This window comes from Nostoc sp. S13 (assembly GCF_029379315.1).
GTDB lineage: Bacteria > Cyanobacteriota > Cyanobacteriia > Cyanobacteriales > Nostocaceae > Nostoc.
This window is the reverse complement of the sequence record NZ_JAQYWQ010000061.1, coordinates 19,496-40,856: the sequence shown is the minus strand read 5'-3', so window position 1 is coordinate 40,856 and position 21,361 is coordinate 19,496. Positions and strand designations below refer to the sequence as shown.

Annotated in this window: 18 protein-coding genes; 10 read left to right on the top strand and 8 right to left on the bottom strand. The window is 42.9% G+C overall.

The genetic code is table 11. The annotated features are described in order from the left end of the window. The first annotated feature begins 235 nt into the window (after positions 1–235). Together der and PUQ00_RS18935 are read left to right on the top strand one after the other, a co-directional pair. The gene (gene der / locus PUQ00_RS18940; protein WP_300419405.1) at positions 236–1,606 is read left to right on the top strand and encodes a ribosome biogenesis GTPase Der; all 1,371 of its coding nucleotides are present in this window, start codon (positions 236–238) and stop codon (positions 1,604–1,606) included. A gap of 181 nt (positions 1,607–1,787) precedes the next feature. Continuing rightward, a complete protein-coding gene (locus PUQ00_RS18935; RefSeq protein WP_300419410.1) occupies positions 1,788–2,708 on the top strand; it encodes an energy-coupling factor transporter transmembrane protein EcfT in 921 nt (306 codons plus the stop codon). Positions 2,709–3,061: 353 nt separating this feature from the next. On the opposite strand, the gene PUQ00_RS18930 is transcribed toward PUQ00_RS18935, so the two are convergent. The 7 genes from PUQ00_RS18930 to PUQ00_RS18900 form a co-directional block, all read right to left on the bottom strand. Continuing rightward, positions 3,062–5,737, bottom strand: a complete 2,676-nt coding sequence (locus PUQ00_RS18930; RefSeq protein ID WP_300419403.1) for an RNA helicase — start codon at positions 5,735–5,737, stop codon at positions 3,062–3,064. Positions 5,738–5,843: 106 nt separating this feature from the next. Beyond that, positions 5,844–6,662 (bottom strand): pyrroline-5-carboxylate reductase, encoded by an 819-nt coding sequence (proC, locus tag PUQ00_RS18925; protein WP_300419402.1) that lies wholly within the window; start codon positions 6,660–6,662, stop codon positions 5,844–5,846. A gap of 540 nt (positions 6,663–7,202) precedes the next feature. Further along, on the bottom strand, positions 7,203–7,802 hold the full coding sequence (locus PUQ00_RS18920; RefSeq protein WP_300419400.1) for a cell division protein SepF: 600 nt from the start codon (positions 7,800–7,802) through the stop codon (positions 7,203–7,205). A 590-nt stretch (positions 7,803–8,392) separates the two neighbouring features. Continuing rightward, positions 8,393–9,061, bottom strand: coding sequence for a YggS family pyridoxal phosphate-dependent enzyme (locus PUQ00_RS18915; RefSeq protein ID WP_300419398.1), 669 nt, complete (start codon positions 9,059–9,061; stop codon positions 8,393–8,395). Further along, the gene (gene pipX / locus PUQ00_RS18910; protein ID WP_300419396.1) at positions 9,058–9,336 is read right to left on the bottom strand and encodes a transcriptional coactivator PipX; all 279 of its coding nucleotides are present in this window, start codon (positions 9,334–9,336) and stop codon (positions 9,058–9,060) included. Before pipX ends, PUQ00_RS18915 begins: the two co-directional genes overlap by 4 nt. 751 nt (positions 9,337–10,087) lie before the next feature. Further along, the gene (locus PUQ00_RS18905) at positions 10,088–10,471 is read right to left on the bottom strand and encodes a hypothetical protein (RefSeq protein WP_300419394.1); all 384 of its coding nucleotides are present in this window, start codon (positions 10,469–10,471) and stop codon (positions 10,088–10,090) included. 379 nt (positions 10,472–10,850) lie between these two features. Continuing rightward, the gene (locus tag PUQ00_RS18900) at positions 10,851–12,188 is read right to left on the bottom strand and encodes an Nramp family divalent metal transporter (RefSeq protein WP_300419392.1); all 1,338 of its coding nucleotides are present in this window, start codon (positions 12,186–12,188) and stop codon (positions 10,851–10,853) included. Positions 12,189–12,440: 252 nt separating this feature from the next. On the opposite strand from PUQ00_RS18900, the gene PUQ00_RS18895 reads away from it, so the two are divergent. The 7 genes from PUQ00_RS18895 (at position 12,441) to PUQ00_RS18870 (ending at position 20,682) form a co-directional block, all read left to right on the top strand. Next, positions 12,441–14,423, top strand: coding sequence for a heavy metal translocating P-type ATPase (locus PUQ00_RS18895; protein ID WP_300419390.1), 1,983 nt, complete (start codon positions 12,441–12,443; stop codon positions 14,421–14,423). 95 nt (positions 14,424–14,518) lie between these two features. After that, on the top strand, positions 14,519–15,196 hold the full coding sequence (locus PUQ00_RS18890) for a hypothetical protein (RefSeq protein WP_300419387.1): 678 nt from the start codon (positions 14,519–14,521) through the stop codon (positions 15,194–15,196). Between the two features lie 229 nt (positions 15,197–15,425). Beyond that, entirely contained in the window at positions 15,426–16,409 is a 984-nt protein-coding gene (locus tag PUQ00_RS18885; RefSeq protein WP_300419384.1) for a hypothetical protein, read from the top strand. Further along, positions 16,394–17,122, top strand: coding sequence for a MoxR family ATPase (locus tag PUQ00_RS18880; RefSeq protein ID WP_335029874.1), 729 nt, complete (start codon positions 16,394–16,396; stop codon positions 17,120–17,122). The genes PUQ00_RS18885 and PUQ00_RS18880 overlap by 16 nt, the downstream gene beginning before the upstream one ends. A 12-nt stretch (positions 17,123–17,134) precedes the next feature. Continuing rightward, positions 17,135–17,326: a hypothetical protein gene (locus tag PUQ00_RS32860; RefSeq protein ID WP_335029875.1), complete on the top strand. Its 192-nt coding sequence runs from the start codon at positions 17,135–17,137 to the stop codon at positions 17,324–17,326. Then, positions 17,319–18,689 carry a hypothetical protein gene (locus PUQ00_RS18875; protein WP_300419382.1) on the top strand — a complete coding sequence of 457 codons (1,371 nt, stop codon included), beginning with the start codon at positions 17,319–17,321 and terminating at the stop codon, positions 18,687–18,689. The genes PUQ00_RS32860 and PUQ00_RS18875 overlap by 8 nt, the downstream gene beginning before the upstream one ends. Before the next feature lie 19 nt (positions 18,690–18,708). Continuing rightward, positions 18,709–20,682: a HEAT repeat domain-containing protein gene (locus PUQ00_RS18870; protein ID WP_300419380.1), complete on the top strand. Its 1,974-nt coding sequence runs from the start codon at positions 18,709–18,711 to the stop codon at positions 20,680–20,682. A 10-nt stretch (positions 20,683–20,692) separates the two neighbouring features. Here PUQ00_RS18870 and PUQ00_RS18865 read toward each other — a convergent pair whose 3' ends face one another. Continuing rightward, positions 20,693–20,911 (bottom strand): hypothetical protein, encoded by a 219-nt coding sequence (locus PUQ00_RS18865; RefSeq protein WP_300419378.1) that lies wholly within the window; start codon positions 20,909–20,911, stop codon positions 20,693–20,695. A gap of 112 nt (positions 20,912–21,023) precedes the next feature. Here PUQ00_RS18865 and PUQ00_RS18860 point away from each other — a divergent pair, with 112 nt between their 5' ends. Further along, positions 21,024–21,158 carry a hypothetical protein gene (locus PUQ00_RS18860; RefSeq protein ID WP_300419376.1) on the top strand — a complete coding sequence of 45 codons (135 nt, stop codon included), beginning with the start codon at positions 21,024–21,026 and terminating at the stop codon, positions 21,156–21,158. Positions 21,159–21,361: the final 203 nt, after the last annotated feature.

The following is a 21,361-nucleotide window of genomic DNA, read 5'->3' as shown; positions in this document are numbered from 1 at the left end:
TTTCGTAGTGGCGGGTCTGAATCCCCCACTGATTGCATTCTGACGAATGTATTCTTCTTCAATTAAGTCATACCTACCCCTCGGTTGGTGTATTGGATCATATCAAGGTATAATGGCTATTTTGCCCAAAGCTGGCGATCGCTTCAGAATGATTGGGAAATTATTAAAACTTCAAGTTTAAAGTGAGTAAAATGTAAGTACGTGATATAATACACCTCTCACTTACCCTGGTTTTATGGCACTGCCAATTGTTGCAATTATCGGACGCCCAAATGTGGGCAAATCCACCCTGGTTAATCGACTCGCCGGGGAACAAACGGCGATTGTCCATGATGAACCGGGAGTGACACGCGATCGCACTTATCTGCCAGCTTTCTGGAATGGTCGCGAATTTTTAGTTGTAGACACTGGTGGTTTAGTATTTAATGATGATACCGAATTTTTACCACTGATTCGCCAACAGGCAATGACAGCCCTTGCAGAAGCATGTGCGGCTATTTTTGTAGTAGATGGTCAAACAGGCCCCACATCGGCAGATTTAGAAATCGCCGAATGGATGCGCCAACAACGCCTACCAGTGCTACTAACTGTAAATAAATGTGAATCCCCAGAACAAGGCTTAATCCAAGCTGCCGAATTTTGGGAATTGGGATTGGGCGAACCTTACGCCATTTCCGCAATTCATGGTAGTGGCACAGGAGAGTTACTTGACGAGTTAGTTAATCACATACCTGCTATTGAAGACATCCCAGAAACGAATGAAATCAAAGTAGCAATTGTGGGACGCCCGAATGTGGGCAAATCGAGCTTACTCAATTCTTTTGTTGGGGAAGAAAGGGCTATTGTCAGCCCAATTTCCGGCACCACCCGCGATGCTATTGATACCGTCATTGAACGAGACGGACAAACCTACCGTTTGATTGACACCGCCGGTATTCGCAAAAAGAAACACATAGAATACGGCACAGAATTCTTTAGTATTAACCGTGCTTTCAAAGCGATTCGTCGTGCTGACGTGGTTTTATTAGTACTAGATGCCGTAGATGGAGTCACTGAGCAAGACCAAAAATTAGCTGGGCGGATTATCGAGGAAGGTCGAGCTTGCATCATCGTCGTTAATAAGTGGGATGCTGTCGAAAAAGACTCTTATACAATCTACGACTACGAAAAAACTCTGCAATCACGGTTACATTTTACCGAATGGGCAGAAACAATTTTTGTCAGTGCCTTGTCAGGACAACGGGTAGAAAAGATTCTAGAATTAGTGAAAACGGCGGCTGAATCACACAAACGCCGTGTCAGCACATCAGTTATTAACGAAGTCTTAACAGATGCCGTCAGTTGGCATTCACCGCCAGCATCTCGTGGTGGGCGTCAGGGGAAGATTTATTATGGTACACAAGTAAGTAGCCAACCACCAACGATCGCCCTATTTGTGAATGATTCCAAACGCTTCAACGACAACTACCGCCGCTACATTGAACGCCAATTTCGGCAACAGCTAGGATTTAAAGGCACGCCAATTATTTTACTATGGCGCAGTAAGAAAGTCCGTGATGTCGAAAGTGGTAATGTTAATAGAGCAACTCGCGTCAAATTAAGTTAGAGACGCGATTAATCGGGTCTGTACAAGAGTTATGAGTTAAAGCCAAAATTGCTAACGATAAAACCCTATCGACTTGAGTTTGATAGCGGTACAAGGTGAAAGTTATGAGTTAAGGTCAAAACTCCTAACTCCTATACAGACGCGATTAATCGCGTCTCTACTCCTCACTCCTAACTCTAAAATGGATTTATTGCGATCGCTGCCACTTGGACTTTATTTAGAACAACCCCAAACTTGGCTGCATAAAATCGATCCGCGAGTCAAGTTCGCTTGGTTAATGAGCTTTTTAACAAGCTATGTTTTGGCCAATAACTTTTGGCGTGTGCTGCTGGTGGTATTGTTGATTATTGCCACCTTGATTGCTAGAATTCCCCGACGAGTATGGCGGCAGCAAATGGGTTGGCTATTAATGCTATCATTTTTTGTCTTCGCGATCGCAGCCATCAGTCCTGATGGAATGGGCGTAGATTATCAGTCACGCCTGCCAGCTAATGAACAAATATTAACTCAGCCATCAAAGTCCAATAATCTTGTTCAAGAGGAAGTAGGCGATCAAAAAAAATACAGCTACGTGCTATTTAACAAAGGGCCAGTCAAAGTGACTCGCTACTCCTTGAGTTTAGCAGTACGCCTGAGTACACTTATATTTACCGTGATTTACAGCACCAACCTGTATCTGCTGACAACCGCACCAGAAGAAATCACATCTGGTATAGAAAGCTTAATGCAACCTCTACGACGCTTTAAGTTACCTGTCACAGAAATTACTTTGACTTTAACCTTGTCCTTGCGCTTTATTCCCCTGGTTTTAGAAGAAGTGCAAAACTTATTTCGCTCTGTGATGACAAGGGCAATTAATTGGAAAAAGCTGGGATTAAAAGGAGCATTCAAGGTTTGGATCACAGTCGCAGAAAGACTATTAGAAAATCTCCTCTTACGATCTGATCAAATGGCAAATGCAATGATGGTGCGGGGTTTTACCAGTCCCAATGAGCATCGAGTGCAATGGCATGACTTACGATTAAAAGGGCATGACTGGCTTGCTATTGCAACTTTAATCTTATTCTGGGGAATACGGCTAGCTATAGGAACTCAGGTATAATTTTGCACCGAGAAAATGTTAAAAGGTGGATGAGGTAGTATTTTCTTCTCCTGCTCCCCCATCTCCTCTTCACTGGCGGTTGGGTTGGCTAGGATGTAGCAGACAAAATTGAATAGCTACCCCGCAATAAAATTGATCCCCTACCATTTCTCATAGCTTTTTGGTACGATCCAGATTGTTTTGCCGTTTTAGATCACGCGCAACAAATTCTTTGGCTAGCCATCAGTAATGCGAGTGGACTCGATGATTTACAGGAGAAGTTAGCAAATCAATACGAGACAAAAGACGCACAAAGTAATTTCCCCGTGTCTCCGTGTACCATACCTCCGTGTAAGCGCGTAAGAGTCTCCTGTTCATTCAACTACCTCATTCACAGGGAATCTATCAATCAACTGCATCGCCCGATAGGCATTGCGTTGGAAAGAGTCTGGCAAATGGGGAACGTGGGGTATTTGCGATAATAAATCCAACGTCCGCCGTAAAATTCTCACCACATCGCCTTCATCTAAGGTGGTGTTTTCGCAGAGTTCTGTCCACTCCATTCCTAGCGCCCATTGTTCCACGATCGCAATTAACTCAAACTCCAACCATATAGGCAACGCTACGTTATAGCGCCGTTGTAGTTGGAACATTTGGCGGCGAATTCCCTGCAATTTTTTCAAGGCTTCTGCCACTTCATTACTGAGGTCAAAGTTAACCTTGCTATCTGGACGGGGCGTTTCCATCACCAAAGCTGCTGCTGCTGCTGCTAAATGCTGCGGATCTAAGTGGCCCAATTCACTACTAGCGAATACTAAACCCAGCCACAATTCATTCTCACCTCGAATCGCGGCAGCGATTCGCCCTAATACTGTGGGCACTAAGTTATCCAAAGCACCAAAGTGTTGCAAAATTGAGATTAAATTGAGAAATTCTTCCCAATGACGTTGTGACTGTTGCTCTACTTGTCCTTGTAACTGTTCAAGTTCGGCTTCTAATTCGACATAGCGGGCGCGGCGCTTGAAAAGCGTTGCAGCATTGCCTGATTCATGTAGGGGATGAGCTTCTAATTGCTCTTGGACGGCGGTAAGGCGACTGAGTTGTTCTGCTACTTCTGGTGCCAGATGCAAAGATTCTATCGGATCGGGAATACGTCCGGCGATCGCAAATGTTTCTTCATTGCCACGGCGTGACTGTCCTGGTTTCAAAGGCATCTCTGGCGGTGGTAGTACATCAGGCGGCACCTCAACTCGTGGGAGTTCGGCATACAAATCGACTACATCCCCTGTTGTTGCTACATACCAGCGATTATCATGTCCCAAGCATACCAAGTAAGAAGCTTGACCAGAACCAGGCGATTTCCCCACTAACACTGCCGTTACAGGTGAAGAGACTGTGATATTTTTCCCCTTGAGACTCAACAGAGTTCCTGAGACTGCAAAGCCCAACATCATCGCCAATTCTTCTTGTCGGTCTGAGAGTGCTTGCTCTTGCAGGGTTTTCAATATCTGGCGTTCCACTTTCAGGCGTTGTCGCAATTTCTCATAAACAGCCAGTTCATTTTCATCAACTGCCACGATTTGCTCATGAAGTTGAGCTAATTGTGTTTGCAGTTCAGCCATCTCATCGTATTCTGGTCTTAAATGCAAGGTGGCCATGTACTGCCCAAAACTGCGCTCTATCAGTTCCCTGGTTTGCTCTAGGGTGTGGGTTTGCAGCAAGTTGAGTACCATGCCATAACTGGGCGTAAACTGGCTTACTAGGGGGTCTGGCTTGGATGTTCCCAAATACGCCGCTTCTTTGGCTCCTTCAAAGGGAGTTTGGACTGTCACCACATGACCTTGTTTATCCATCCCCCGGCGGCCGGCTCGTCCCGCCATTTGCAAAAATTCGGAAGCGTTCAACAGGCGGTGTCCAGTGTCGGTACGTTTAGAAAGGGTAGAAATTACCGTTGTCCGGGCAGGCATATTAATTCCCGCCGCCAGGGTCTCCGTGGCGAATACTACTTTAATCAGCCCCTGCTGAAATAGTTCTTCTACCAGTGCTTTCCAAGCAGGCAAAATTCCAGCGTGGTGGGCAGCAATTCCCCGGTATAGGGGCGCAATTTGTCCAGAACGCCCGGCATCGGGATTCCGGGCTAAAAAGTCGTCAATCTGTTCCCGTAAGATTTGGGACTCTTCACTATTTACCAGCCATAAATCACCCACTTCCGCTACTGCTTTATCACATCCCCGGCGGCTGAAGATAAAGTAAATCGCTGGTAGCATATCCCGTTGCTCTAACTGGCTCAAGGTATAAATGATGCCAGGAGCCTCTGGTCTTCCACTTCTCCCCTTCTCCCTTTCTCCCCCTCTCCCCTTCTTTTTTTGAAGGCGGGGGTTAATTTTGGTTTTGCTATCATTTAGCAGGGGAAATAACCCTTTGGGATTGCAAAAGTGAAATTCCAAGGGAACTGGACGAAAATCGGAGTAAATCAGGTCTGTTGGGCCGTGAACGCGATTTAGCCAGTCGGTGAGTTGATCGCTGTTAGCAACCGTTGCTGAGAGGGCTGCCAGTTGAACTTCCCGGGGACAATAGATGATTGATTCTTCCCAAACTGTCCCACGTTGGCGATCGTTCATGTAGTGGCACTCATCAAGTATCACCGCTTCAACGTCTACTAATGAGATGCCGATTTGCCCAATGGGTGTGCCATAGAGCATATTTCGGAAAATTTCGGTGGTCATCACCAAAATCGGTGCATCCCTGTTAATGGAAGCATCTCCAGTTAACAGTCCGACTTGATCAAAGCCGAATTTTTCTCGAAAGTCACGTAATTTTTGATTTGACAGCGCCTTCAGGGGAGTGGTGTAAAATACACGTTTTCCTCGCACTAGGGCGCGATAAATGGCGTATTCCCCGACTAATGTTTTGCCCGAACCTGTGGGCGCACATACGACTACGGAGCGTCCGGCGTTTAGGGACGCGATCGCTTCTTTTTGAAACTGATCCAGTTCAAAGGGAAATATAGACCCTAAGTCAAGTTCTGGAGACGGTGCGGGATAATTCACTCAATCACATTTGCAACCAGATTGTTTACTATACTAACGAGTCTTTTGTCAACTTCGTTATTTGTCATTTGTCACTTGTTCTTTGCAAATGACTAATGACTCTTTATTATTTTCCTAGTTCTTGCGATCGCTCTGTGGCAGCTTTAACTGCTTCAATTAAAGCTGAACGAAATCCTGCCTGTTCTAGCTTGGCAATCCCGGCAATGGTTGTACCGCCGGGACTGGTAACACGATCTTTAAGTTCTGCTGGGTGCAGTTTGGTTTCTTGCAACAGTTTCGCTGTTCCCAGTACAGTTTGCAAGGCTAGTTGATTGGCAATTGCTCTAGGTAAACCTGCGGCTACTCCGCCATCAGCAAGTGCTTCTACCAAGAGCGCCACGTAAGCCGGGCCACTACCAGATAGCCCTGTAACTGCATCCATCAACCCTTCTGACACTTCCACTACTTCCCCCACAGCAGAAAAAACTTGCTGTGCTATTTGGTGGTGCTTGGGGCTGGTGTATGCACCTGAACAAATCGCAGTAATTCCCGCTCCTACAGTTGCTGGTGTATTGGGCATTGCTCTAATAACTGGCAATTGCACAAATGCAGCTTCTAGGTGACTTAAAGTTACACCTGCCAAGATGGAAATGATCAGGGGTGAGTGTTCTGTATTAAGAATATCAATATCTGCTAATTCTTGAGCGATCGCGCTAAACACCTGCGGTTTCACTGCCAAAAAGACAACTTCTTTTGCTTGAGTGAAAACCTGGCTATTATCTGTCGTCACAACAACATCGTACTGCTGTTTTAAAAAATCTAGGCGTGAAGATAGCGGTTCGCTAACTATCACTTCTGATGATTGATAAATTCCACGCGCAATAAGGCGGGATAAGAGCGCTTCTCCCATTACCCCGCCACCAATTAAACCAAATTTTATAGTCATTGATCATTTGTCATTTGTCATTCGTCCTTTATCATTTGTCACTATTTTGAAGTTCGCGTGACTTCTAGTCATGCGATGGAAAGCTTCAACGATCTCCGCTGGGAGCAATCCAAGTAGAGATGAGTTCTCCACAGGCGTTTAAAGCCTCCCTAGCAGCAACGGCGGCTATACTGATTTTAACACTTCGGCAAAGCTACCTCGACTGCGTTCGGTACAAGTCAGTAACCACACGAATCCACTTCATTTATGGAGCGCCTAACTTATGACTCTGATGTCACGAGTGTACGGCTTGTAAAAATCACAACCCAGGACAAATGACAAAGGACAAAGGACTAACAACTAATTTAACTTTATTGTAAATCAAAGGCTTTAAGATCCCTTCTCCCAAAGGCAGAGGCTAAAGCTAAAGTCTACACCTAGATTTAGTTTCAGACGGGGATTTAAACCCCGACTGAAACTCTCTTCTCTACGAGACGCTGCACGTAGCTTGCTTCCCTGTAAGAGTACAATTTGGAATTTGGAATTTGGAATTTGGAATTGTTATTGTGCCATTCGGTTAGTTTCGTTGCCCCAGGTTTGATTTGAAGAACCTGTAGGACGAGAGGGACGGGCTGGCGGTTGTGGTACTTCATGAAGAACACCACCTTGAGTGCTAACTTGGACACAGCTTGGCGTAAACAAAAAGATGCTCTCACCAATGCGCTCTTGATGTCCATCTAGTGCGTAAGTACCACCTGCAACAAAATCTACTGCTCGTTGAGCTTGATCTGGGTCCATGATTGTCAGATTTAATACCACTGACTTGCGTTCTCGCAACGCTTGAATTGCTTGAGGCATTTCTTCAAAGGTGCGTGGTTCGAGTACTAAAACTTCCGAAATTCCGTTAATTGCTCCTGGCATACCAATCACATTCCCCATTGGCTTTGAACCTGCTGCTATATCATCTCCCATTGTAGGCACTGGTTCCCGCCAGCGCCGATTTTGAGCGGCTGTGCCCTCTTGTGGTGCTGGTTGGGGATTTTCTTGCTGATACAGATTTTGGTAATTATTATCTGTTTCTGGTTCTTCTTCGTAATACTCATATTCCACTTGCTCATTTAGACCCACAAAGTCTCTGAGTTTGGAAAAGATATTGTTCATTGTGTATGTACTCTCCTGATGCGAATAGCCTGCATTGACTTGGCTTAACGATTAGATTTAGCTAAAAGCGATATCTACGGACGTAAACTACGCTACATCGGTGGATACTTCAGCAAATCCATTGCTATTTGTAGCCTATACTACGGGTTTTGGCGATGAACTGACACTTATTGGAAAGGTCTGTGCATCGCCTAAACATCATAAGGAGTCAAGATTATATCCTAAGGTTTGTCCGAAGGAAAGTTCTTTATACCCCATTTTCCCTTGGCGATTACTCTTGTCAATACTATATCCTTTGTTTCCAATTGCACCAGTCTATGACAAAATTCTTGTGATCAAATTCTCAGCTTCTATTAATACTGAGCTACAAGGTTGATGCACAAGTAGGCTAAGAACGATCTTTTAAAAGTATTGGGCGAATATAATTCGCTACTACACAAGCTCTTATCCACCTCCGTGGAAACCATGCCAAATCAAGGGCTTGCTAATCCACGTCCCTTGCACGTCCCGTAGGTAAGGTGGCTAAAGTCTCATGTAGCCGCGACTTCTAGTCGCCCGATGAGTTATAAATTAGACTTGACAAACATCCTTTAAGAGCGATCGCCAAATAATATGGTTCCTAATCGTACCATCGTTGTGCCTGCTTGCACTGCCAGTTGGTAGTCGCCTGACATACCCATAGACAGGTGCTGCATTTTAATCTGCGACCAGTTTTGCTCCTGAATTTCTTTTGCCAGTTCACGATTGAGATTAAACACACTTAAAATTTCGGAATCATTTAATCCTGAAGGCGGAATTGTCATCAAACCTTGAATTTGTAAATTTTTGTATTGATTGAGTGTGGGTAAATCAGCCAACAGTTCTGGTACACTCCAACCAGACTTGTGGGGATCGGGGAGAATTTTCACTTGCAGGCAAACCTGGGGACTCACTCCTAGCTGTTGCGCCAATTGATCTAAACGCTGTGCCAGCTTCAAATTATCGACGGAGTGAATCCAAGGGAATTGTTCAATGGCTTTTTTGGCTTTATTGCTTTGCAAATGTCCAATAAAGTGCCAGGTAATATCCGGTAAGTCTTGCAACTCGGCTTGTTTGCTGGCGGCTTCTTGGATACGACTCTCCCCAAAATCACGAATTCCTGCGGCATAGGCAGACCGAATGGCCTGGGCAGAAACTTGCTTGCTAACTGCAATCAATCGGACTGAAGTTGGGAGTGAGGAGCGAATGGAAACAATACGTTCGGAAATCGAACTGCTCATTGGAAGGTGCGTTGGAAAACACTCTGAAGCTGATCGTACTCTTGAGGTTGTCCACTGCGCCGCAGGGTACGTAAGCGATTTTCCAACATCATTCTAGCCTCAGTACGTCCGATAGGCTGGAATTTAACACCTTTAACCTCATTTGCAACCAAAAAAAATAAGCGCTGGGCATAAAGTGTAGTGAACAAATCCTGGTTCTCATCAACCATACAGATTTTGTAGAGTAACCCCCAAGTTGGATGGTTTATGTAAGTTTCTGCGTATTCTGGATTCATTTAAGAGTCAAGGTGTAGTCAAGGTGGGAGTATGTATATCTTTTCGCAGTGAATTCCAAACATTCAGACGATAATAACTTTCTTTCGCCAGAATATTTGCTTAAAATACAAAACTGCGGTTACGAAGACCTTGATCTAGTTCCTAATGGGCAGATGAAGCTAGTGGTAGTGAGGCGAAATGGTACAACAGAAGCCGCGAAGCGTAGATTCAGAGAGTAGAGCCTGGTTGATAAACATGACCATCTGCTTTGGTGACTTCAATTTATCAATCTGTTGGGAGAAGGCACAAAATAGTCCTGTTCCTCTTGTCGAAAGTTCGGCGTGGCAAGGAAAAACACCCTTTGATGTTCCCAATGGCAACAGCGAGCTTTTCAACTTCTTTCCATATTGCCACAAATGTCGCCCAATGGCGCAAAATCGTAATTGGGTAATGAGGAGGGTGGGGCCCCTCTGGGGATAAGGGGTAAAGGGTACAGGAAAGAAAATTATACTCTATTGATTATTTCTTTGCGTAAGACCATCTGTCCATCTTTGTGTCTTTTTCTTTTTCTGTCTGTGCGTTCTCTTTGTGAATATGAATTTGAGGCGTTTGGAGTCTTGCTACAAACCGCCCCAAGAATGAATTTACATTAGGCTAAATAATAGTAGTGGTACGTAGTTAAAAATGCTTTTTTGGTTTCGGATATCTTCTAGACGTGATTAATGGCGTCTATCTAACAGAAGTTATACTTGCTGTCAGCCGTGTTCAATCTTAGTACACCAAGTTTCCAGTACCGCGCAACTGACGCAAAGAATTTATACACAATGGACAGTCACATTTAAATAACTTAATTGCAGCATCGCTTTCCTCGTCAGTAAAATTCAACATGGCAATATTCTGATCTGATACTGATGTGACAATGGTTGAGGAGCGTGTAGATGAGGTATAGGGTTGCTTTCTCTCTGAATCTCGAATGCAGACAAAATCTGTTCCACCATGTGGGTTAGTGATACAGGTACGACCGTCTTGTGTGTGCATTAATCGCTGAGTAATACTACTACTAGCATGGGCAGGATGAAATACTGCCAGCGTAGACATCAGCGATACAAAAATTGAGGAAGTGGAAAGCAAATTCAGGATAATTTTTTTGTTCATAGATTCCTTGAGAAAATTGTCTACTAGTTTAGGGTATTCGATTCACTTTCAAACTTCAAGTGAATTATCTCTAAGAATAGTCAGGTTGACACTTGTTACCCAAAAAAGTTCCATATCTACACAGTTTGATCCCAAATTAGATGGGTATAAATAAACATAATACCCAGAACCCCGACTTTTTGCGAGAAGTCGCCTTCTATATCCTGAGCCTTTTATGTTTAATTAACTTGAGCTACTTACCTGGTTAAAATCTCACTGACGCGTAGCGGTAGCGAGTCAGACATCGCTTTCTTAAAATTACCCTGTTGAAGCTTTTGCATCGCCCAATTATAGTATTCTGACGGTTGATCGGTATTTGCGGTGGCTGTGGATAAACATTCTAGCTAGGAATCGTAAACAGCCAGCTTGAAACAGTTTGCAATAATAGCCAAGCATTTAAACTGCCGATAATAATCGCTACTAACCACGATAAAATCTGCAACCACAAAGGATTGACAAATTCACCCATTAAGCCTTTATTACTTGTGAACATCACCAACGGGACTACGGCAAATGATAGCTGTAAACTCAAAATAACTTGACTGAAAATTAGTAAGCCGCCTGTACTCTTTTCTCCCAAAAGCATAATTGAAATTAATGCTGGGATAATCGCAATTAATCTCGTAAATAACCTACGTAACCAAGGTTTAAGACGCAGATTCAAAAAGCCTTCCATGACAATTTGCCCTGCTAAAGTAGCGGTAAGGGTTGAACTTTGTCCAGAAGCAAGTAATGCCACGCAAAAAATTGCGCTAGCGGCATTCACACCCAATAAGGGAGAGAGCAATTTATAAGCATCTTGAATTTCTGCCACATTCTGATAACCAGAAAAATGAAAAGTGGCAGCAGCAATAATCAAAATTGCTGAGTTGATAAACAAGGCGAAACATAAAGCAACTGTAGAATCGATGGTGCTAAACTTAATAGCTTCCCATTTTTTTTTGGATGTTGATTCCCAATCCCGTGTCTGCACGATTGATGAGTGTAGATATAAGTTGTGTGGCATCACCGTTGCCCCCAAAATTCCAATAGCAATGTAGAGCATTTCTGGATTCTGCACAATTTCTATTTTGGGAACATATCCTAATAAAACTCCGCCCAAATCAGGATGTGAAAAAATGATTTCTGCTCCAAAGCAGATGCCTACAGTTGCTACCAATAAGATTACCAAAGCTTCTGTATAGCGAAAGCCTTTGTTTTGTAACAGTAACAATACAAATACATCTAGGGCTGTTATACATACGCCCCAACTCAAAGGAATGCCAAAAAGCAGTTGCAGCGCGATCGCACTTCCCAAAACTTCCGCTAAGTCACAAGCTGCGATCGCTATCTCACAAAGTACCCATAACCCAAAGTTGACGCGCGGACTGAAGTGATCTCGACAAGCCTGGGCTAAATCTCGCCCCGTTGCTACTCCCAACCGCACACACAGCGATTGCATTAAAATCGCCATCAAGTTGGAAAGCATAATCACTGTTAGCAACGCATAACCAAATTTAGCCCCGCCAGCTAAGTCAGTCGCCCAGTTACCAGGATCCATATACCCTACAGATACGAGATATCCTGGTCCTCCATAAGCCAGCATCTTGCGCCAGATGCTTTTGGTGTTAGGAATTTTAATGCTACGGTGAACTTCAGGTAGGCTGGGCTTCCTGATGGGTTTTTCTGGAAAGGGCATTTATTTACACTCTCAATCTTTCATAATTCTCTCATAATCTTTACTTACACTAACAAAAATAGCTATCTTCACAAGGTTATAAATCTTGATATTGACTAAATATTAGTAGAAAGATTCAACAATAAACCTAATTTTTGTTGTATTGATATAGATTCTCGTTCTTAAATTATAAACTTGTAAAAATTTCTTTTTTTTATTACATTTGATAATAGGCTCATATATTCAGATAACTTACCAGCCTCAACAGAGAAAATGAAGCAAAAATTACATTCAGAATTCTCAGGGTGTTCCAACTGTGAACATGATCATGATGAGAATCATAACCATGATCATACTTCTGATGAGAATCATAACCATGACCACAATCACGGTGGAGAATTCAATCTGAAAAATGAGGTATTGCCTTTGGTAGTGGTTTTAAGTTTATATGCGCCTGGTGTAATTTTTGAAAATCAATTACACAATACATTCTATTCAATAGGTGAATATCTGCTTTTCATCCCAGCCTATTTATTAAGTGGATGGAGTGTTTTAAAAACTGCTGGGCGTAATCTACTCAGAGTGAGAGTATTTGATGAAACATTTTTGATGACGGTAGCGACATTAGGGGCGATCGCAATTCATAAATTACCCGAAGCTGTCGGAGTCATGTTATTTTACAAAATTGGGGAATTGTTCCAAGATGTTGCCGTCAGTCGTTCCCGTAGTTCCATCAAAGCTTTATTGGAAGTACGCCCAGATTATGCCAATATTCAAACAGAGGGAGAACTGAAGAAAGTATCGCCAGAAACAGTAAAGATTGGGGATATTATCGTCGTCAAACCCGGAGAAAAGATTCCTTTAGATGGCGAAATAATAGATGGGAATTCACAAGTTGATACATCTGCATTAACTGGAGAATCTGTGCCTCGAACTGTGAGGCTGGGAGAGACAGTTTTGGCTGGGATGATCAATAAAATGGGTGTTCTCAACATTAAAGTAACAAAACTCTTTGATGAATCTTCCATTGCGAAGATTTTAGACTTGGTACAAAATGCCAAAAGTAAAAAAGCACCGACAGAAAAGTTTATTACTAAATTTGCCCGATATTACACACCAATTGTAGTTTTTACATCTCTAGCAGTTGCACTATTACCTCCTTTATTAATTTCGGGTGCAACTTCTTCAGAATGGATTTATCGCGCCCTAATTTTATTAGTTATCTCCTGTCCGTGTGGACTAGTTATCAGTATTCCATTAGGTTATTTTGGAGGTGTGGGAGGTGCAGCTAGACGTGGTATTTTGGTTAAAGGTTCTACTTTTTTAGATACTTTAAATGCAGTCAATACAGTTGTTTTTGATAAAACTGGAACGTTAACTAAAGGAGTATTCAAAGTAGCAAAAATAGTCCCATTAAATGGCTGGAATGAACAAGAATTGCTGCAATTAGCTGCGAAAGTAGAATCGCATTCAAATCATCCGATCGCTCAATCTATCCGCAAGGCTTATGGTAGAAAAATCGATGAATTTGAGGTGAGAGATTATGAAGAGATCGCCGGTTATGGAATTAGAGCTAAGGTTGAAAATAGGGTAGTGATAGCGGGAAGCGCTCGCCTATTACATAGAGAGGAGATTACTCATGATAATTGCCAGTTAGAGGGAACAGTTATTCATCTAGCAGTGGATAATATTTATGCTGGATATATTGTCATTGCTGATGAACTCAAAGAAGATGCCAGACTTGCTATTCAAGCACTCAAGCGAATGGGTGTAGAGAGAACAGTAATGTTGACAGGAGATAATCAAGCGATCGCTTCCCAGATTGCTCAACAGCTTGGCATAGATACCTATGAGGCAGAGTTATTACCTGAAGAAAAAGTCAATGCCATTGAGAAATTAATCAGCACCACCGGCAAGCACGGTAAAGTTGCCTTTGTTGGAGATGGTATTAATGATGCGCCAGTGATTGCTAGAGCAGATGTTGGCATGGCAATGGGTGGATTAGGCTCAGATGCAGCGATAGAAACTGCCGATATTGTGATCATGACAGATGCACCATCAAAAGTGGCAGAAGCAATACAAATTGCCAGAAAAACAAGGCAAATTGTTTGGCAAAATATTGGGTTTGCTTTAGCAATTAAAGTTGTCTTTATTGGGTTGGGTATTTTAGGTATAGCGACAATGTGGGAAGCTGTATTTGCTGATGTTGGAGTAGCTTTACTGGCAATTTTAAACGCAACTAGAGCGATGAAATAAAATTTTTGGAAAATCGGGAATCTATAATTTGGAAATTGTAGTAGTTAAATTATGAGTACTTCTCACTCATATTCTGCTACCCAATAATAGAACCTATGAATTCATCAATCAAAGGCATGGCTACAGCTACTTTAGCTTTATTACTAAATTATTCAGCAAACCCAGCCTTTGCACTACCCCAGAAAATCAATCATCCAACTACTGTTGCTAAATCGCAACCATTAACAGATACCTTGATTGTTCCTGGCGAACGAGTGGGGCCGATAAGACGCACAACCACCAAGCAAGATTTAGTGAAGTTGTTTGGTGCATCCCATCTCGTTGATAAAACCATTTCAGGGCCTGAAGGAATGGGTAGTTTTGCAGCTACGCAGGTAAACCTAAATCAAGGGCGATCATTCTTGGTAGTTTGGAGTGATAATACTCGTACTAAACCTTTAGATGTGCGTAACTTGGGTTCAGCTTGGAAAACCCGCGAAGGTATCGGAGTGGGAACCCCGTTGAGCGAATTACGCAAGAAGTTAGGTGATTTTAAACTTTATGGATTGGCGTGGGATTACGGCGGCACGATTTTGTTGGATAGTAGTAAATTATCGCGCTATCAAGGCAAACTGATTTTACGAGTAGATGCTGCTCCCAATGCTTACGAAAAGTTCCCTAATGACTACCAAGCGGTGTCTGGGGATGCTACTTTTTCCTCCAGCAATCCCCACTGGAAATCTTTGGGAATCAGGCTAGCAGAAATTATTGTTGTATTGAACCCAAGTGAGTAGTGGTATGCTAAACATCAGTTTGCTTGCTAGGGCGTAGAGAGACTATGGAGACGACGTTCTTATACTAAGTCTGAAACTGGTAAATTACTGACAGAAGAAATTATATAAGTGACATCTTGTGTCGCAATGATGTTTCAGCTATTCAAACTAAACACAGTAAACCAGATTGCTAGATCGATAATCTGGCTAGTCGTCTTGAGTAAAGATTATTGACTCAAAAAGTACCTGGATGTCCTCCGAGCAGCATCTACAGCACAAACGCCATGCATTACAGGAGCATTATAACCTGGTAGCCGAGAAGCTAAAAATGTTGCGTCGCGATTATGCGATCGCAGCAGATACTCTCATTCGCTTCCAATTAGAAAAGCAAATCGAACAAACTGAAGCTGAACTAAACGAATTGGATCAGCACCTTTATCTTCTAGAACGAGCTTTATCTAGTGGAAGAGTGTATCGTGCTTTGATGAAATTGGGCTATCGAGAGCAGACGCGAGCATTTCGGAGATTTATTGAGACTCATTCAGTAGGAGCCTTTCTAATCCACGGTTCACTTTACTATGGTCAACGCTGGTTGTTGAATCGGTTAGTGCGGCATGTCCCCGATATCATGACGGGAAAGATTGTGCGAATTGAACTCAGTCGCATTACTCGGAGGAGTGACAGTGCTGCTTTGTGGCGTGAACTTGGTGGTAGAGTTGGTCTGGGTAGGCAAAGCTCAATTCCTGAAATTGCCGAACGAGTTTATCAATGGTGGCGAACTCAGGATGTTCTGCTAATTTTGTACGATGTGGATTGTCTTTCGGAAACTTTTTTGTACGAACTGATCCAAGATTTCTGGTTACTATTAGCGACTAAAGTTAAGACAGCTAGCCCGCAAGCGAGTCAATTCAAATTATTAATGTTTCTAGTAGATTATGATGGCTGCGTAGGTAGTTGGAATATTCCTTTTGTAGAAAAGCTCGAATCAACATGGAAGCCCCATAACCCTGTCAAGCTACCTAGAATTACCGAATTTTCTGAGTATGAACTGACTAACTGGCTAGAGCATGAGGCGGATGAACTGCCAACTAATATGATAGACGCAGTAGATGAAACGATACAAATTATACTAAAAAATAGTGATAATGGTATTCCAGAATCCGCGTTGAAAGAAATTTGTCACCTGTCTGGCTGTAATTGGTATGACGAAGAGGAAAAATGGTTAAGGCTGTAGGTGGAAAACTCTTGGAATATACAGGTAAAGTACAGCCCCATTTAGGAGAAAGGGGGGCGAACGGACAGCTGTTATATCCCTATTTGCCTAATCCTGAACTGGTAGAAGCGGTAAACTTGGCGATTTACTTGGAACGTCCTTTACTGCTGAAAGGTGAACCGGGATGCGGTAAGACTTTACTTGCAAGTGCTGTCGCTTACGAACTGGGTTTAAAGTTAGAAGCCTGGTATGTCAAATCCACCGGTCGAGCGCGGGATGGCTTGTATACTTACGATGCTGTAGGACGGTTGCGGGATGCCCAGCTTGCCGTTTCTAATCGCTTGACAGCAGAACAGATTCAGCGACTTGATAACCCGACTACTTATGTAAATTGGGGGCCTTTGGGACGGGCATTTCAGAGTGAGCAACGTACAGTGGTGCTGATTGATGAAATTGATAAAGCTGACATTGACTTTCCCAACGACTTGCTGCTGGAACTGGATCAAAAACGATTTATTGTCGAGGAAACGGGACAGGAGATTGAAGCCAAGGTAGCACCCATTGTTTTAATCACCAGTAATGACGAAAAAGATTTGCCAGATGCTTTTTTACGTCGATGCTTATTCCATTATGTAGAATTTCCTAGCCGTGAAAGACTAATCCAAATTATGAATGCTTTGTTTCCGAAAGTATCAGAGATTTTGATAAACCAAGCTGTAGAGCGTTTTTGGTAACTGCGGGAAGAAATGAAAAAAAACCAAAGTGGAGCAAGCAAGAAAATCAGCACTAGTGAGTTGATTGACTGGTTCAAGGCTTTGCGTCGCTACCCCGAAGATGAGGCTTTGGCAAAACTGAATGGTAAGTTGCCTTACCCTGGTGTGTTGTTAAAGAGTTGGGAAGATCACATCCGTTATCTAAAGTTGAAAAATAATGGATGATTTACCCCTACTGGAGTTGTTTACTCGACTGCGACAGGCAGGATTACCTCTGGGTGTGGATGATTACCAGTCGATGTTGCAGGCTTTGCAAGCTGGTTATGGTCTTCCAGATAGAGGTGCTTTAGCTCGATTGTGTCGGTTACTTTGGGTTAAATCAGTTGAAGAGAAATATATATTTGATTATCACTTTGAACAGTTAATTGGTAGTGAGACTGTTCCCCAAACTCAAGCTTCAGATTTAAACCAAAGTCAAGTTACTCAACTTGTTAGGTTTGCAACTTTAGTGGGAGTGTTGGTTTTAGCTGTAGGGTTAACGCTATGGGTTATACGCTCAAAAAATCAAGTGAGTGTACCTTCCCCTACAGTATCTTTGCCAACATCAGTGCCAAAGGAATTACCCTCACCAGTTCAGCAACCAGTTGCACCGACCCCGACTGCACAAATTACTCAAAATAAAAGTCAAACAAATTGGCCAGTTTGGTTGATTTTGTTGCTCATTTTGGCAGTAAGTTCAGGGTGTTTGTGGTTGCTAAGGTTGTTGATGAAGCGTCGCGATCAAAATAACCACTTACATACAGAACCATCTAAGCCCATACCTACTGCTACGCTAGCTTCAGAATCGTTTCGTAATATTGAAGATGAAGTACAAGTTGCCCAAGCGATACGTCAGGTGACTAGTGGGAATGGAGAGGTGTTGGGCGATCGCTTTCTCTTCTCTACGGACTATTTGCCTGTAACTCAAAGGCAAATGAAGCAGATGTGGCGATACCTGCGCCGTTTGACTAAAGAGGGAATTGCTACAGAATTGGATATAGAAGCAACAGTTAACCAGATTGGACGCTACGGAATGATGCTGGAGCCTGTGTTGTCACCAGTCCGGGTGAATCGGACAGAACTGCTGTTGCTAATCGACCAAGACGGATCTATGGTTCCTTTTCATTCTCTGTCAGTTCGTTTGGGTCACACTGCCTCGCGGGGTGGGCAACTAGGTGCATCTAGCATCTACTATTTTCATAATTGTCCAGTTGGGTATCTCTACTATGACCCAGTGCATCAACAAGCAGAGCCAATTGAGAATGTTTTAGTTCGCCTGCGTCAGAATAGAGTAGTAGCACTCATATTCAGTGATGCTGGCGCTGCTCGTGGTGGTCTGAATTCAGAGAGGATAGAGTTGACAAAGGTATTTCTCAAACAGTTAAAACAATACGTTCGTTATGTTGCATGGTTGAATCCCATACCGAAAAAGCGTTGGCTGAGTACAACTGCTGGAGAAATTGCCGGATTAGTTCCCATGTTTGAGGCAACCCGCGAAGGTTTAGATAGTGCCATTAATGCTCTACGAGGTCGTCATAGCAGTTTGTAGAACTTTTAGAAGGTGTAAAATGACTCGCACAGCAGTATCCTCAAATGAAGCTAAATATAGAATTGCAAAACGGCGCATTGAGTCATTTAGTAAACGCTTTGGCGAAGCCCATTTTTATTTAGCTTGCCATGCTGCTTTCCCATTAGCATTAACTCCTGATTTGCTATATCGCTTGTGGGCAAATTTCCAGCAAGATATTAACAGTGATATGCTGAATATTCCCTGGATTTCTGTCGCAGACCTGCTGCTGTCTAACCTTTGTAATGAAGTTGGTTACGAACTCTACGAGGTAGATTGGGCAATCCGCAATGAGCTTTTGAAGGAATTGAAGAATAATCCGTGCTTTGGTCAGCAAAGAATTTTAGAACTCTCAGACTTTCTTCTTGCTTATATGCAAGAACAGCTTAATAGCTCCAATACTGACACTCGTGACTTTGCCCAAGCTCAAAAGTGGACAGCTTTAGCTTATGCTCAACCTCATGAAGCAGCCCGTGAAATTGCTTCTAACTTGGCAAGCTTGAATATTGAAGATGGGTCAGAATGGATACGCCTCACTTCGCTAGTACAAACACTTGCAGAACCCTTAGTAGGCTATGAACCTCTGCTAGTATACGTTAGTGGGATGAAAAGCTTTGCCAGAGGTAATGTGACCGAGGCAAAAAATCTCCTCAGTCAAGTTATGGATTCTAAAGACGAAATTAAGGTTGCTGGAGTCAAATTGTTGATCCCAGACCAATTTAAAGCCAAACTTATACCTAAAGTTTCTTTTAAAACAAAAAGGCATCGTTGGTTGATTGGGGTTAGTTTAGCAGTGGCTGTTGTGGGAACAGGAATCTTTATTTGGCAAAAGCTTAATCCAACAGAGTTTCAGCAGATATCGAGTAGTTTTTTTAATCAACAGCAAAAAATTACAAAAGAAAATATTGTTCTATGGATACAAGGTATTATCCTCAAAGGGCATAGCGATAGGGTCAACAGCGCCGTCTTCAGCCCGGATGGCAAAACTTTAGCTTCCGCCAGTGATGATAAGACGATCAAATTGTGGGATGTCGCCACGGGCAAAGAAATTACCTCTCTGAGTGGGCATAGCGATAGGGTCAACAGCGTCGTCTTCAGCCCGGATGGCAAAACTTTAGCTTCCGCCAGTGATGATAAGACGATCAAATTGTGGGATGTCGCCACGGGCAAAGAAATTACCTCTCTGAGTGGGCATAGCGATAGGGTCAACAGCGTCGTCTTCAGCCCGGATGGCAAAACTTTAGCTTCCGCCAGTGATGATAAGACGATCAAATTGTGGGATGTCGCCACGGGCAAAGAAATTACCTCTCTGAGTGGGCATAGCGATAGGGTCAACAGCGTCGTCTTCAGCCCGGATGGCAAAACTTTAGCTTCTGCCAGTGGTGACAACACGATCAAATTGTGGAATCTTAAAGAGCCGAAATTACAAACTGCCATAAGGCATAGCGATAGGGTCAACAGCGTCGTCTTCAGCCCTGATGAGAAGATACTGGCTTCTGCCAGTCAGGATAGAACAGTAAAGCTCTGGGACATTGACGGAAAACTAATTACAACTCTTAAAGGGCATAAAAGTGCAGTCACCAGTATCAGTTTTAATCCTGATGGCAAAACTATTGCCTCAGCCAGTCAGGATAAGACTATTAAAATCTGGAGCCTTGATGGTAAAGAACTGCAAACTCTAAATCTGCAAAATGCTATGTTTTCCATAGCATTTAGCCCTGATGCTCAAACACTAGCCAGTGCTAGTGGAAATGACTTAATTCTCTGGCATAGGGCAACAGTTGATAATCTCATAGCTGCCTTGAAAAACCCTAGTGTAGATGTTCGCCGAACCGCTGCCTCAGCTTTAGGAAGTTTAGGTTCACAAGCAAAGACTGCTGTCCCTACTCTGACTGAAGCACTGAAAGATTCAGACCCAGGTGTTCGTCAGAATGCTGACTCTGCTTTAAAGCGTATCAATCTTGGATCAAAATAGACTAGCTCGCTCAAAGGGGATGCGATCGCACTTCTCCACAAGTTATACAGTATAAAAGGCGATCGCATTCTTCGTCTTCTTGATATTTTAGTTTACTTGTTTGACCAAGTGCCAAAAAGAGCATCAGGGCCACAGCACCCGTTTGTAAATAAAGTGCTGGATTTGGGCGATAATTTTCCCCTTTGTTATTACGCTGGTGGAAGTAAATTTTTGCCGAAGCAGCAACCATTGAAACTAGTCTAATTCCTACTAGTTTAACTGCTGAACAACGACGGCGATCGCAACAAAAATTAGACGCACTTCAGGCAGAATTTGACATCCGCAGTCAGAAGTTTAAGCAGATGAAGAAAGCTGTAGCTATTGAGGCTGCTACAGCAGTCAAGTTTCAATTAGAACAGCAGCTTCTTGATCAAGAGGCAAAACTGGCATATCTTAGCGATGAACTCGATAAAATTGAGTCTGCATTGCAATCATGAGACTTATGTAAATATACAGTTATTTGGCTGATGTAAATCAGAATTTGCTAACCCAGGCAACTATTAAAACAGAGATATCCAGTTAATTGGTATTTGTTTATACTATTTCAATTTTTTGTAGTCGTTATACTCATGACTTAGGTTCTACCTGGGAATTAGGAAGTGGCTTTGCCACTTCTTTTTATTAATATGGTAGCCCAGTA

What these genes read in the sequence shown, in the direction of transcription:
- der (WP_300419405.1), top strand. Translation starts at nt 236, where the DNA reads ATGGCACTGCCAATTGTTGCAATTATCGGACGCCCAAATGTGGGCAAA.
- PUQ00_RS18935 (WP_300419410.1), top strand. Translation starts at nt 1,788, where the DNA reads ATGGATTTATTGCGATCGCTGCCACTTGGACTTTATTTAGAACAACCC.
- proC (WP_300419402.1), bottom strand. Translation starts at nt 6,662, where the DNA reads ATGACTATAAAATTTGGTTTAATTGGTGGCGGGGTAATGGGAGAAGCG.
- PUQ00_RS18920 (WP_300419400.1), bottom strand. Translation starts at nt 7,802, where the DNA reads ATGAACAATATCTTTTCCAAACTCAGAGACTTTGTGGGTCTAAATGAG.
- PUQ00_RS18915 (WP_300419398.1), bottom strand. Translation starts at nt 9,061, where the DNA reads ATGAGCAGTTCGATTTCCGAACGTATTGTTTCCATTCGCTCCTCACTC.
- pipX (WP_300419396.1), bottom strand. Translation starts at nt 9,336, where the DNA reads ATGAATCCAGAATACGCAGAAACTTACATAAACCATCCAACTTGGGGG.
- PUQ00_RS18905 (WP_300419394.1), bottom strand. Translation starts at nt 10,471, where the DNA reads ATGAACAAAAAAATTATCCTGAATTTGCTTTCCACTTCCTCAATTTTT.
- PUQ00_RS18900 (WP_300419392.1), bottom strand. Translation starts at nt 12,188, where the DNA reads ATGCCCTTTCCAGAAAAACCCATCAGGAAGCCCAGCCTACCTGAAGTT.
- PUQ00_RS18895 (WP_300419390.1), top strand. Translation starts at nt 12,441, where the DNA reads ATGAAGCAAAAATTACATTCAGAATTCTCAGGGTGTTCCAACTGTGAA.
- PUQ00_RS18890 (WP_300419387.1), top strand. Translation starts at nt 14,519, where the DNA reads ATGAATTCATCAATCAAAGGCATGGCTACAGCTACTTTAGCTTTATTA.
- PUQ00_RS18885 (WP_300419384.1), top strand. Translation starts at nt 15,426, where the DNA reads ATGTCCTCCGAGCAGCATCTACAGCACAAACGCCATGCATTACAGGAG.
- PUQ00_RS18880 (WP_335029874.1), top strand. Translation starts at nt 16,394, where the DNA reads ATGGTTAAGGCTGTAGGTGGAAAACTCTTGGAATATACAGGTAAAGTA.
- PUQ00_RS32860 (WP_335029875.1), top strand. Translation starts at nt 17,135, where the DNA reads ATGAAAAAAAACCAAAGTGGAGCAAGCAAGAAAATCAGCACTAGTGAG.
- PUQ00_RS18875 (WP_300419382.1), top strand. Translation starts at nt 17,319, where the DNA reads ATGGATGATTTACCCCTACTGGAGTTGTTTACTCGACTGCGACAGGCA.
- PUQ00_RS18870 (WP_300419380.1), top strand. Translation starts at nt 18,709, where the DNA reads ATGACTCGCACAGCAGTATCCTCAAATGAAGCTAAATATAGAATTGCA.
- PUQ00_RS18865 (WP_300419378.1), bottom strand. Translation starts at nt 20,911, where the DNA reads ATGGTTGCTGCTTCGGCAAAAATTTACTTCCACCAGCGTAATAACAAA.
- PUQ00_RS18860 (WP_300419376.1), top strand. Translation starts at nt 21,024, where the DNA reads ATGAAGAAAGCTGTAGCTATTGAGGCTGCTACAGCAGTCAAGTTTCAA.